Below are 12444 nucleotides of genomic sequence, written 5' to 3' on the forward strand. Positions count from 1 at the left end.
ATTCTTTTCCGTGCTTGTCAGGGCATCCAGCGGGTAGGAGCTGCAGTGGCCCAGGGGGCCCCGACGGCCGACCACGGCACCCCTCGGCGGACCACTTCGAGCAGATCCGCCTCGATGTGCGCGATGATCGGGGCGCGGTCATCGCCCTCGCCCGACCAGGTCACGAACGCCTGGTCGACCGGTTGCGGCTCAGGCGATGTCTGGCTGGCCTCGAGCACGGACATGAAGGCGCCGGTCTCGACGAGAGGTGCCAGGAGGGCGGCGCCGGTGTCGCGGTGGTCGAGCAGGTTGGCGAGGAGGCCCTGCCTGGTGACCCGCTCGATGCGTGCCGGCTCGTCCGCGAGGCGCCAGTCGACCTCGTCGTCGGTGTAGCGGAAGGTCACGGAACCCCGGTCGCCGACCACGGCCACGCTCGGGGACGGGTCGACAGTCACCGTCGGGGCACACAGCGTGAGGGCCGCCTGGACCGGGACGCCGACGGTGGTGCCCACCTCCACCCAGGCGGTGTCGTCGGTGGCGATGTCGTGGGCCCGGTACAGCTCGGTGTCCACCCATCGCACCTGGTCGGCGCGCTGCGCGCCAGAGACGGCCAGCGCTGAGGCGACGGCGTGGGCCAGCGGATTGGTGACCACGCCGTCGGCCACCCGGCGGCCGTTGAAGACACGGTGGCCGGCCCAGGCGCTCCGCGCGAAGTACGCGAGGCTGCGGCTCCACGCGCCCCACGCCACCACCCTCGCGTGGTCCCCCACCAGCCCCTCGGCGAGGGCCACCTGCAGCACGTCGATGCCGTCCGAGCCGAGCGCCTGGAAGCCCACCTGGACGGCTCGGCCGGTGCGCTCGACCACCGCCTGCAGCTGCTCGAACTCCGCGAGCGACGCCGTCGGCGGCTTCTCCAGCAGCACGTCGGCGCCGTGCTCGAGGGCGAGGGTGGCAAGGGCGGCGTGCGTACCGATGGGGGTGGCGATGCTCACCACGTCGGCCTCATGCCCGGCGAGCGCTTGCTGGAGGGTGTCGTAGACGGGCGCACCGGCGAATCCGCCGGGCGCGGGGTCCACCGCCGCCACGAGGGCGGCGCGGCCGGCGGCCGCCTGCTCCGCGATGGCCTCGAGGTGGTGCCGGCCGTATCCGTTGACGCCGACCTGGATGATTCGCGCGGGAGAGCTCACGCGCCCATCCTGTCACCACTGCGCCCCCCGCGGGAGCGCCGCGAACCCGACCTAGACTTCCGGAGTGACCCCTCCACCGCCCGCACCGCTGGTCCTGCGCGGACTCCGGTTCGACGCCTCCAGGCCCGCTGTCATGGGCATCATCAACCGCACCCCCGACTCCTTCTACGCCTCGGCGCGCTACCTCGACGACGACGCCGCCCTCGCCCGCGCCGTGCAGATGGTCGATGAGGGTGTGGACCTCATCGACGTCGGAGGAGTCCGCGCCGGGCAGGAGGGCGAGTGGATCGACGAGGCCGCCGAGATCGCGCGCGTCCGCCCGTTCGTCCTGGCGCTGCGCGAGCGGTTTCCCAGCCTCCCCATCAGCCTCGACACGTGGCGCGCCGAGGTGGCGGTCGCCTGCGAGGGCGCCGTCGATCTGGTCAACGACACCTGGCAGGGAGCGGACCCGGACCTGGTGCATGTCGCGGCCCGCCTCGGCGCCGGCTACGTGGTCTCCCACACCGGCGGCCTGCCCCCACGGACGGACCCCGTCGGCATCGACTACGGACCCGGGGAGGCGGTCGTGGAGGACGTGCTCCGGGTGCTGCGCGACGGCGCGCGGCGGGCGCTCGACGCCGGCGTCCGGGCCGACGGGGTCCTCGTCGACCCCACCCTGGACTTCGGCAAGACCACGCCCAACTCGCTCGCCCTCGTGGCGGCCACCGACCGCGTCGTCGCGCTGGGTTTCCCGGTCCTGCAGGCCATCAGCCGGAAGGACTTCGTCGGCGAGACACTCGACCTGCCCGCCGACGCACGTCTCGAGGGCAGCCTGGCCGCGACAGCGGTCGCCGCCTGGCTGGGGGCAACCGTTTTCCGCGCCCATGACGTGCGCGCCACGCGCCGCACGCTGGACATGGTGGCCTCCATCCGAGGAGACCGCCCGCCGGCCAGGGCCGAGCGCGGCCGCTGAGGGTATCACTGCCTGTCGGTCTGACCTATCACCGCCCCGCCCTCGCAGGGGTATCCCGCTGGTTTAGTGTGGTGACGTGGGTGCAAACCCCCTAGAGACAAGACGGAGAGCGATGAGCGATCAAGCCACCAGTGCGGCCGACATCAGCCTGGCCGCAGACTTCGACACTCCCTCCCAGGCGGACTGGGAGAAAGAGGTCCTGAAGGTCCTGAACCGAAAGCGCCCCGAGGGCAAGGAGCTCAGTGTCGAGCAGGCGTACAAGCGCCTCTCGAGCTCCACCGTCGACGGCCTAACCATCAAGCCGCTGTACGTGAAGAGCGACGGCGTGTCCGAGCTCGGCTACCCCGGCGTCGCCCCGTTCGTGCGCGGCACCACGGTGCGCGACGGCGAGATGGACGCCTGGCACATCGCCCAGCTGCACGAGGACCCCGACGCCGCCGAGACCCGGCGCGCCATCCTGACTGACCTGGAGCGCGGCGGCACCGCCGTCTACCTGCGCGTCGATCCCGACGCCGTGGCGGTGGCCGACGTACCGACGGTGCTCGCGGACGTCCTCCTGGACCTCGCCCCCGTCTACCTCACCTCGAAGACGCAGCAGCTCGACGCGGCCAAGGCCCTCGTCGACGTGCTCGCGGCCTCCGGCAAGGACGCGGCCAGCCTCACCGGCAACCTGGGAGTCGATCCCATCGGCGCGGCCGCCCTGGCCGGCACCCCGGCCGATCTCGGCGTCCTGGCCCAGGCCGTCGAACTCGCCAAGCCGTACCCGGGCGTGCGCCCCGTGGTCGTCGACGCGACGATCTACCACAACGCCGGCGCGGGCGACGTGCACGAGCTGGCCTACGCGGTCGCGGTGGGCGTGGAGTACGTCCGCGCTCTGACCGACGCGGGCCTCTCCGTGGACGAGGCCTTCGGCGCCATGATGTTCCGCGTCTCGGCCACCACGGACCAGTTCGCCACGATCGCCAGGCTCCGCGCGCTGCGCGGCCTGTGGTCGCGCGTCGGAGAGGTCCTCGGCGTCACCGAGGCCAAGCGCGGCGCCATCCAGCACGCGGTCACCTCCGAGCGCCAGATCTCCCGCGACGACGCCTACGTCAACATGCTGCGCGGCACCATCTCCTGCTTCGCGGCCTCCGCGGGCGGCGCCGAGGTGCAGACGGTCCTTCCGTTCGATGCCGCGGCCGGCCTCCCCACGGACTTCTCGCGCCGCACCGCCCGCAACACCCAGGTGGTCCTGGCCGAAGAGTCCAACGTGGGCCGGGTCAACGACCCCGCAGGCGGCTCGTGGTTCGTCGAGTCGCTCACCAAGCAGCTCTCCGACAAGGCGTGGGCCGTGTTCCAGGGCCTCGACGGCGAAGGCTTCGCCGCAGCGCTGGCCGATGGCACCGTCAAGGCCCAGCTCGACGAGCTCAACGCGGCCCGTGACGCGCAGCTGGCCACCCGCAAGATCCAGCTCACCGGCGTGTCGATGTTCCCCAACCACGAGGAGGCCGCGCTCGAGCGCAAGGCCCGCCCCGCGGCCCCGGAACTCGGCGGGCTCACGGTGGTGCGCGACTCGCAGGTGTTCGAGGACCTCCGCGACCGCTCCGCGGCGGCCCGCGCGGCCGGCAACGCGCCGACGGTGCTGCTCGCCTGCCTCGGCGCCCGCCGCGACTTCGGTGGACGCGAGGGCTTCACCTCGAACCTGCTGCACGTTGGCGGGCTCGACACGCTCGTCGCCGAGGGCGAGACCCCTGAGGACTTCGCACGGCAGCTCACCGAGTCGGGCGCGAAGGTCGCGGTGCTGTGCTCCAGCGCCAAGGTCTACGCCGCCCAGGGCGTCGCGGTGGCCGAGGCCCTGCGCGCCGCGGGTGCCGAGACCGTGCTGGTCGCCGGCCAGATCAAGGAGCTGGGCGAGGGCGCCGAGGGCGCCGTCGACGGCAACGTGTTCGACGGCATGAACGTGGTCGAACTGCTGACCGACACCCTGAACAAGATGGGAGCCTGAGCATGACTGTCCCCCGCTTCACCGACATCGAACTGACCGAGGCGGTCTCGGCTGACGCCGCGGCCAAGTTCGAGGCCATCATCGACTCCACCGGGCACTCCGCCGGCTGGCAGACCCCGGAGCGCATCCTGGTGCCGCCGCTCTACGGCGATTCGGACCTGGCCGGCCTCGACTTCCTCGAGACCGCGCCCGGCATCCCGCCGTTCCTCCGCGGCCCCTACGCCACGATGTACGTCAACCAGCCGTGGACGATCCGCCAGTACGCGGGCTTCTCCACCGCCGAGGAGTCCAACGCGTTCTACCGCCGCAACCTGGCCGCCGGCCAGAAGGGCCTCTCGATCGCGTTCGACCTCGCCACCCACCGCGGCTACGACTCGGACCACCCCCGCGTGGCCGGCGACGTGGGCATGGCCGGTGTCGCCGTCGACTCGATCCTCGACATGCGCCAGCTGTTCGACAAGATCCCGCTGGACCAGATGTCGGTGTCCATGACGATGAACGGCGCGGTGCTGCCGGTGCTGGCGCTGTACGTCGTCGCGGCCGAGGAGCAGGGCGTCAAGCCCGAGCAGCTCGCCGGAACCATTCAGAACGACATTCTGAAGGAGTTCATGGTCCGCAACACCTACATCTACCCGCCGTCGCCGTCGATGAAGATCATCGCGGACATCTTCGCCTACACCTCGGCGAACATGCCCCGGTTCAACTCGATCTCCATCTCCGGCTACCACATGCAGGAGGCCGGAGCGACGGCCGACATCGAGATGGCCTACACCCTGGCCGACGGCGTGGAGTACATCCGCGCCGGCGAGTCCGTAGGCCTCAACGTGGACCAGTTCGCGCCCCGCCTGTCCTTCTTCTGGGCCATCGGCATGAACTTCTACATGGAGGTCGCCAAGATGCGCGCCGCGCGCATCCTGTGGGCCAAGCTGGTGCGCCAGTTCGGGCCGAAGAACCCCAAGTCGATGTCGCTGCGCACGCACTCGCAGACCTCCGGCTGGTCGCTGACCGCGCAGGACGTGTACAACAACGTGGTGCGCACCTGCGTGGAGGCCATGGGCGCCACGCAGGGCCACACCCAGTCGCTGCACACCAACGCGCTCGACGAGGCCATCGCGCTGCCGACGGACTTCTCCGCCCGCATCGCCCGCAACACCCAGCTGTTCCTGCAGCAGGAGTCGGGCACCACCCGCACGGTCGATCCGTGGGCAGGTTCCGCCTACGTCGAGAAGCTCACCGAGCAGCTCGCCCGCAAGGCGTGGGAGCGGATCCAGGAGGTGGAGCAGGCCGGCGGCATGGCCAGGGCCATCGAGCAGGGCATCCCGAAGATGCGCATCGAGGAGGCCGCGGCCCGCACCCAGGCCCGCATCGACTCCGGCCGCCAGCCGGTGATCGGCGTCAACAAGTACAAGCTGGACACCGAGGACGCCCTCGAGGTGCTGAAGGTGGACAACCGCGCGGTGCGCGAGGCCCAGATCGCGAAGCTGGCGCAGCTGCGCTCCGAGCGCGACGAGACCGTGACGCAGGAGATGCTGGAGCGGCTCACCTGGGTGGCGGCCAACCCCGACGCGACGGACCCGGACCGCAACCTGCTGAAGGTGGCCATCGACGCGGCCCGCGCGAAGGCCTCGCTCGGCGAGATCTCCGACGCGCTGGAGAAGGTTTACGGCCGCTACACCGCCCAGATCCGTACCATCTCAGGTGTGTACAACACCGAAGCCGGCACCAACGAGGACATCGCGACGGCCCGCAAGCTCGTCGAGGAGTTCGAGAAGAAGGAGGGGCGCCGCCCGCGCATCCTCGTGGCGAAGATGGGCCAGGACGGTCACGACCGTGGCCAGAAGGTCATCTCCACCGCCTATGCCGATCTCGGCATGGACGTCGACGTAGGCCCGCTGTTCCAGACGCCGGAGGAGGTGGCCCGCCAGGCCGTCGAGTCCGACGTCCACGTGGTGGGCGTCTCCTCCCTCGCGGCCGGCCACCTCACGCTGGTGCCCGCGCTGCGTCAGGAGCTGGACAAGCTGGGCCGTGAGGACCTGATGATCGTCGTGGGTGGCGTGATTCCGGCCCAGGACTTCGACGAGCTCCGCGAGCACGGCGCCGACGCGATCTACCCGCCCGGCACCATCATCCCGGCGGCGGCGATCGATCTGCTGACCAAGCTGAACGAGCGCCTGGCCGACTGAACCCGGCACACGAGAAGTGGCCCGTCCCCTCAGGGGGCGGGCCACTTCTCGTCGATCAGCACTCTTCTCGCTGTCCTCATGCGGTGATCGTTCCCCCAGCCGGGTCCCGGATGCTCCTGCGAGTCCGAGAGGCGGCCTGGAGGAACGCCAACCGCAAGAGAGGCGGGGGCTCAGCCGCCCGACTTCCTCCGGAACTCGCGCTTCCCGCCCACCTTGCCGTGGGCGTGCACCTGGCCGCGCTCCGCGTCGACACCATGCGACGCCGACAGGTGCTCGGCCGCCTTCTTCCGCTCGAGGGCCTGGCGCATGGCCTCCTTGGGGTCCAACTTCTCTGTGGGTTGCTCTGACTCTGACATGCGGACCAGCCTACGCGGATGGCGGTAGGCCCGGGGCCCAACCCGCACCCCTCCCCCTTCGCCGGTCCCCCCGGGCGCCTTCCCCTCGACACCCACCCTTCCGACCCGCCCCTCCCCCTGAGCACGACACGCCGTCGGAACCGCCTCCCATGCACACATACGGCGGCGAGCCCCACATGCGACGGCGTTTCGTGCCCGTCCCCGCGGTGGGAGGAGAGCCCGCCGGACCTGCCGTCAAAGGTGGCTCCTGCTCGTTGCCGGGTCCAAGTCATGCTGAATGCATGATTCAGACCCTGCTAGATGCATGATTCAAGTGCTGCTCGATGTATGGTTTGAAGATGGAGTACCGGCGCAGAATCCTGGACGACCAACTCGACGACCTCTTTCCCCACATCCCCGCGATCGCCATCGACGGCGCCAAGGCGGTCGGGAAATCCACCACTGCCGAGCAACGGGCGCGCAGCGTCGTCAACCTCGACGTCATGGCCCAGCGGGAGGCGGTCCTGGCCGATCCCGACTCGATCCTCCTCAGAGAGACCCCTCTCTTCGTTGACGAATGGCAGAAGGCACCCGCGGTGTGGGACACGATCCGTCGCAGCGTGGACCGCGACCCAAGCGGGGGGCGATTCCTCATGGCGGGGAGCGCTTCCCCGGCCCCCGGAGCCACCGCACACTCCGGCGCGGGACGGATCGGCAGGCTGCGGATGCGGCCGATGACCTTGAGCGAACGCGGCCATCCGACAGCAGTGAGCCTCGCCGGGCTGCTGAACGGCGGGGCGCGCGTAGCGGGCTCCTCTGACCTGCGGTTGGTGGATTACGCGCGTGAGATCGTCAAGACAGGGTTCCCCGCCATGAGGGAGCTTCCTGAGGGTCCGCGGAAGTTCCAGCTCGACTCCTACCTGCACAACGTCGTCGACCGCGACGTGCCCGAGGCGGGGTTGGCCGTGCGCAGACCGGATGCGCTGCTGCGCTGGCTCTGCGCCTACTCCGCAGCCAGCGCCACCACTGCGAACTACGCCCAGATCCTCGACGCCGCCACGCCCTCAGAATCGGACAAGCCCGCACGATCAACGTCCGTGGCATACCGCGAGGTCCTGACCCAACTCTGGCTCCTCGATCCGCTGCCCGCATGGCAACCGATGGGCAGCGCCCTGAACCGGCTTCAGCAGGCACCGAAGCACCACCTGGCTGATCCAGGACTTGCGGCGCGGCTACTCGGCCTCACCGTCGACTCCCTGGTGGACGGGCAGGGGAAGATCGTCGGCGCCCACTCTGGAACCATGCTCGGGCAACTCTTCGAGTCGCTCGCTGCATTGTGCGTACGGGTAGCCGCGAGTGCCGCCGGGGCCAGGGTAGGCCACTTGCGCACCAGGAACGGCGACCACGAGATCGACATCGTCGTGGTGCGCGACGACGGGCACGTCCTGCCGATCGAGGTGAAGCTCTCGTCCACAGTCAGCGACTCCGATACGCGCCATCTTCGCTGGCTCGCCGATCGCATGGGGCCAACCGTGATCGACAGGATCATCCTCAACACCGGACCGGAGGCATACCGACGGCGCGACGGCCTCGCCGTGATCCCGTTGTCCCTGATCGGTGCATGACCCGCCCCGTGGCGGCCTTCGGGGGCCGATTACTCTCAGTCTCGTGACGCAGCTCTCCGATTCCCTCGACTTCGCCCACGGCCCCGCCTGGCGCAACCGCCTCGCGCTGGCGCCGCTCACCAACAAGCAGTCCAATCCCGACGGCACGCTCTCTGACACGGAGATCGAGTGGCTGCTCGCCCGCGCCCGCCACGGCTTCGGGATGGTGATGACCGCAGCGGCGTACGTGGCCCAGGCCGGGAAGGCCTGGAACGGGCAGCTCGGGATCAGCGACGACGCGCACCTCCCAGGGCTCGAGCGGCTGGCCGCGGGCATCCGCGCAGCCGGGGCCGCGTCCATGGTGCAGATCCACCACGGAGGCGCGAAGGCAGATCCGGCGGCGTCCGGTGTGCCCGCCGTCGCGCCCTACGACGATGCCGCCACCGGCGCACGCGCCCTCACGACGGACGAGATCGGCTCCGCGATCGAAGACTTCGCCGCCGCGGCCGCCCGCGCCGAGCGAGCCGGCTTCGACGGGGTGCAGCTGCACGGCGCCCACGGCTACCTGCTCTGCCAGTTCCTCGACGCCCACAACACCCGCGACGACGGCTACGGCGGCGACCTGCACGGACGGTCGCGCATCATCCGCGAGACCATCGCCGCAGTGCGCGCGGCAACCTCGTCGGACTTCCACCTCGGGCTCCGGCTCTCCACCGAGCGCTTCGGCCTGAGCACCTCCGAGATCGCGCAGCTCAGCGCGGAGCTGATGGCCGAGGGCGGCCTGGACCACCTCGACCTGTCGCTGTGGGACGTCACCAAGCTGCCCGAGGGCGCAGCCGAAGGCGACGCTCCCCTGGTCAGCCACTTCGTCGGCCTCCCCCGCGGCAGCACCCGGCTCGGGATCGCGGGCAAGGTCACCAGCGGCCCCACCGCGACAGCGGCACTGTCCACCGGCGTCGATTTTGTCGTCGTCGGGCGCGCCGCCATCGCGGACCAGCGGATCGCCGAGCGGATCCTGGCCGACGCGACCTACCCCGGCCCCTCGTTCCCGGTCTCGAAGCAGCAGCTCCGCGACAACTGCGTGGGCGAGCCCTTCGTCGAGTACTTCTCGACGGGGTGGCCACAGCTGGTGGCCAGCTGAGCGCCGTGCGCGCGCTGATCGCCAGCGGCGCCGGCCGCTACGCGGACCCGTGGCACCCTTTCGGGAGGACCACGCCACGGGTCGCCGGCCTCCTCACCGAGGCGGGGTTCGCCGTCGATATCCACGACGACGTCGACGGCGCCATGACGCGCCTCGAGGGCGTGGACCTGCTCGTCGTCAACGCCGGCGACCCGTGGGCCGACACCGACGAGCGCCTCCCAGCAGGCCACCCAGGCCCGGCCTCGCTCGCCTCCGCGCTGAACCGTGGACTCGGCGTGCTCGCACTCCACTGCGCCGTCGCGAGCCTGCGGGACTACCCCGTATGGGCGGCCGCCACCGGCGGAATCTGGGTGCCAGGCCAGTCCTGGCATCCCCCGCACGGCACCGCGACCATCCACTGGACCCCACCCGACGACACGCCGGGACGCAGCTTCGAGGTGGAGGATGAGCGCTACCTCAGCCTGCAACTGGTGGGACCGCGCCGGGTGGTGGCCACCCACGACGGCCCCCACGGCCCCGAGCCCACCGCGTGGGAGCGGCGCCATGGGGCGGCGCGGGTCGCAGTCGACCTCCTGGGGCACGACGAACGCTCCTACGACTCCGCGGGGCACCGGGAGCTTCTCCGCGACCTGGCCCTCTGGGCGGCCACCGGCTCCGGACCGCTCGCAGGCTGAGGCCTCGCGCCCCCGCCCACATCCCCCAGCGGGAGGGCACACGGGACTGCCACAGACCTGACAAGGGCCTCGACTTCCAGACGCCCCCGTGGCAGGCTGAACCATGGACTCGACCGAGGTGCTGGTCAGGGCCGCCGCGGAGGTGCTCGAGGCGCCGGCGGCGGACGACGCCCGGACCCGGCTGGCCGAGGCCCTCCGTGTTGCCACGGGCACCGACATCGTGTCCAGGGTCAGCTTCACCCGGCAGTCGGTGAGCTTCTTCGTCGACGGCGACCCCCCAGCTCCGCCGCCACACCTCCTACCGACACCAAGGGATCTCGCCCTTCACCCGCTCACCCGCTTCCACGCGGCCGCGGGCTCTGCTGCTCCTGCCCTCATGACGGACGCCCTGCGCTCCGGCCTCGGCCTGCTTCCCTCGACGCTGGGCGTCATCGAGCGGCTGGGGTTGAGCGTCCACCAGCTGAGCGTGCCTCTGGAGGCGATGACGGCGGACGCCCCCTACACCGGGTGGGTGCTGGTCGCCGACGAGCGGATCTCAGTGCACGCCGTCGAGGCGATGTCGGTGTTCCAGCCCCTCCTGCGGGCGCTGGACCGTCACATCTCTTCCCTCGCCGAAGCCGACAAGGCACCGGACGGGGTCAGCCTCACCCCGCGCGAGCGCGTGGTGCTGCAGCTCCTTGCCGACGGGCTGACCGCCCAGGCGATCGCCAACCGGCTGGCGGTGTCCTCGAGGACGGTGCACAAGCACTTGGAGCATCTCTACCGGAAGCTCGGGGCGTCGGACCGGCTCACCGCCGTGCTGCGCGCACAGGGGCGGGGGTGGCTCCCCCGCCCCCGCGATCCGGCTCAGACCTCCAGTTCAGCCGCGCAGTCCCCGAGATAGTCCTCCAGGGAGATGGTCAGCGCACGGAACTGATCCTCGGTGAGGTAGCTGAACGGCTTGGGGTCATTGCCCTTCTTGTGGGCGCCGCCGCCGGTGACGGTCTTGGAGTGGATGAGGGGTTCCTGCTCCAGGCCCTCAGCCTCCATGAAGTCCGCCACCGCAGCATCTGCGACCCACCCGCAGTCGGCCTGGAGCTCCTCTGGGATGAACATGCCCCCCATGTCGCTCAGCGACATCCACGCGGTCCCACCCGCCAGGTGGTGCTGGTAGGCCGCCTCGGCCCATTGATCCTTGTAGCAGTGGTGTGCCGAGGCCGCCGTCGCACTTGCCATCAGGATGACGGTGCCTGCCGCCGCCATCTTCAGCCACATCTGCTGTGCACTCATTGTGAGCTCCCCTCTCGTGTCTGGCCCGCTGTCCGGGCGTGCCTTCACACTCCCCCAGCCGGGGCGTCGGCGGAATACGCACACGTGCGTAGCCGCGGAGACCGGGGCCGGGGCCGGGGCCGGGGCCGGGCTGAGGTTCGGTGCCTCACTCCCCTTGCTCACCCGTCTGGGCGACCTACCTGGCCAGCAACGCCTGCGCCGTCGGCTCGTCGGTGACGAGCACGTCGAGGTAGCGGCCCGCGATGGCACCCCTGATGGCCTCCACCTTGTCCGCGCCGGCGGCCACGCCCACGACGTTGGGCAACGCGCGCAGCTCGTCGAGGCTGAGTGAGACGGACCGGTCCGACGCCGACCCCTCGATCACCTGGCCCCTGGCGCCAAACCAGTGCCCGAGCATGTCGCCCACGGCGCCCGCGGCCGCGTAGGCGGCCACGTCGGCGTCGGTCACCATGCCGGTGCGGACCGCCGACCCACCCGGCCGCACCGCCCCCACCCCGGTGATGGTGAGGGTGGCGCTCCGGGCCAGGTCGAAGACCGCGGCCACGGCGTCCTCGGTGCGCAGCGACTCGGCCAGCTCCCGGCTGGAGACGAACATCGGCGACGGCACGGTGCGGAGGATGCGGACCGCGGCCGGGTTCTCCGACACCATGGTGGCCACGTTGTCGATGGTGCCGGCCGCCGAGGCGAGCGTGACCCCCTCCAGCGACTCCGCCGACAGCATGGTCAGTGCCCGTGCCACCGTGTAGCTCCATCCGACTCCCACCACGACCCCGGGCCGCAGGTAGCGCCGCGCGTAGGCGGCCAGGGCGGAGGCCACCCGCTCGTTGGTGCGCTCGCGGCTGAGCGGGGCGCTGAGGGAGGGCACGACGACTGCGTCGGACAGCGGGGTGCGTTCCCGCAGCTGCGTGGCCAGGCCGAGGGCAGCAAGGTAACTGGCGTCCATCTCGATCCGAACGATGCCGTGCTGGCGCGCCGTCTCCAGCAGACGTCCCACGGTCTGCCGCGACACGAACAGCCGGGCGGCCACCTGCGCCTGCGTCAGGCCGTCCTCGTAGTAGAGCCAGGCCGCGCGGACGGCGAGGTCGAGATCGCCTGCTTCCGGGGTCAACATCGCGCCCCGCCTCCTTCGTCGACCA

11 protein-coding genes are annotated in these 12444 nt (G+C 71.0%); 7 read left to right on the forward strand and 4 right to left on the reverse strand.

Annotated elements, in window-relative coordinates:
• Positions 1-17: 17 nt before the first annotated feature.
• Complete coding sequence (locus ACX1D3_RS01285) at positions 18-1166, reverse strand: Gfo/Idh/MocA family protein (protein WP_458995173.1); 1149 nt, start codon at positions 1164-1166, stop codon at positions 18-20.
• Positions 1167-1230: 64 nt separating this feature from the next.
• Here ACX1D3_RS01285 and folP point away from each other — a divergent pair, with 64 nt between their 5' ends.
• The 3 genes from folP (at position 1231) to scpA (ending at position 6285) form a co-directional block, all read left to right on the forward strand.
• Positions 1231-2118: a dihydropteroate synthase gene (gene folP, locus ACX1D3_RS01290; RefSeq protein WP_458995174.1), complete on the forward strand. Its 888-nt coding sequence runs from the start codon at positions 1231-1233 to the stop codon at positions 2116-2118.
• A 112-nt stretch (positions 2119-2230) separates the two neighbouring features.
• Positions 2231-4102, forward strand: a complete 1872-nt coding sequence (gene mutA / locus ACX1D3_RS01295) for a methylmalonyl-CoA mutase small subunit (RefSeq protein WP_458995175.1) — start codon at positions 2231-2233, stop codon at positions 4100-4102.
• Between the two features lie 2 nt (positions 4103-4104).
• The gene (scpA, locus tag ACX1D3_RS01300; protein ID WP_458995176.1) at positions 4105-6285 is read left to right on the forward strand and encodes a methylmalonyl-CoA mutase; all 2181 of its coding nucleotides are present in this window, start codon (positions 4105-4107) and stop codon (positions 6283-6285) included.
• A 170-nt stretch (positions 6286-6455) separates the two neighbouring features.
• Here the strand turns inward: scpA and ACX1D3_RS01305 are convergent, their stop codons facing one another.
• Positions 6456-6641: a DUF5302 domain-containing protein gene (locus ACX1D3_RS01305; RefSeq protein WP_458995177.1), complete on the reverse strand. Its 186-nt coding sequence runs from the start codon at positions 6639-6641 to the stop codon at positions 6456-6458.
• Between the two features lie 338 nt (positions 6642-6979).
• Here ACX1D3_RS01305 and ACX1D3_RS01310 point away from each other — a divergent pair, with 338 nt between their 5' ends.
• The 4 genes from ACX1D3_RS01310 to ACX1D3_RS01325 all read left to right on the forward strand — a co-directional run bounded on the left by ACX1D3_RS01310 (position 6980) and on the right by ACX1D3_RS01325 (position 10922).
• Positions 6980-8245, forward strand: coding sequence for an ATP-binding protein (locus ACX1D3_RS01310; protein WP_458995178.1), 1266 nt, complete (start codon positions 6980-6982; stop codon positions 8243-8245).
• Positions 8246-8288: 43 nt separating this feature from the next.
• Positions 8289-9365, forward strand: coding sequence for an NADH:flavin oxidoreductase (locus ACX1D3_RS01315; RefSeq protein WP_458995179.1), 1077 nt, complete (start codon positions 8289-8291; stop codon positions 9363-9365).
• A complete protein-coding gene (locus tag ACX1D3_RS01320) occupies positions 9341-10039 on the forward strand; it encodes a ThuA domain-containing protein (RefSeq protein WP_458995180.1) in 699 nt (232 codons plus the stop codon). The genes ACX1D3_RS01315 and ACX1D3_RS01320 overlap by 25 nt, the downstream gene beginning before the upstream one ends.
• Positions 10040-10142: 103 nt before the next feature.
• A complete protein-coding gene (locus tag ACX1D3_RS01325) occupies positions 10143-10922 on the forward strand; it encodes a helix-turn-helix transcriptional regulator (protein WP_458995181.1) in 780 nt (259 codons plus the stop codon).
• Here ACX1D3_RS01325 and ACX1D3_RS01330 read toward each other — a convergent pair.
• The gene (locus ACX1D3_RS01330; protein WP_458995182.1) at positions 10886-11308 is read right to left on the reverse strand and encodes a hypothetical protein; all 423 of its coding nucleotides are present in this window, start codon (positions 11306-11308) and stop codon (positions 10886-10888) included. The two genes, ACX1D3_RS01325 and ACX1D3_RS01330, sit on opposite strands and share 37 nt — an antisense overlap.
• A 175-nt stretch (positions 11309-11483) precedes the next feature.
• A complete protein-coding gene (locus tag ACX1D3_RS01335; protein WP_458995183.1) occupies positions 11484-12419 on the reverse strand; it encodes a sugar-binding transcriptional regulator in 936 nt (311 codons plus the stop codon).
• Positions 12420-12444: the final 25 nt, after the last annotated feature.

The sequence above is a fragment of the Tessaracoccus yangjingae genome, from assembly GCF_054483935.1.

Coding starts and splice junctions, on each gene's coding strand:
- ACX1D3_RS01310 (WP_458995178.1), top strand. CDS start 6,980: ATGGAGTACCGGCGCAGAATCCTGGACGACCAACTCGACGACCTCTTT.
- ACX1D3_RS01325 (WP_458995181.1), top strand. CDS start 10,143: ATGGACTCGACCGAGGTGCTGGTCAGGGCCGCCGCGGAGGTGCTCGAG.
- scpA (WP_458995176.1), top strand. CDS start 4,105: ATGACTGTCCCCCGCTTCACCGACATCGAACTGACCGAGGCGGTCTCG.
- ACX1D3_RS01330 (WP_458995182.1), bottom strand. CDS start 11,308: ATGAGTGCACAGCAGATGTGGCTGAAGATGGCGGCGGCAGGCACCGTC.
- mutA (WP_458995175.1), top strand. CDS start 2,231: ATGAGCGATCAAGCCACCAGTGCGGCCGACATCAGCCTGGCCGCAGAC.
- ACX1D3_RS01305 (WP_458995177.1), bottom strand. CDS start 6,641: ATGTCAGAGTCAGAGCAACCCACAGAGAAGTTGGACCCCAAGGAGGCC.
- ACX1D3_RS01335 (WP_458995183.1), bottom strand. CDS start 12,419: ATGTTGACCCCGGAAGCAGGCGATCTCGACCTCGCCGTCCGCGCGGCC.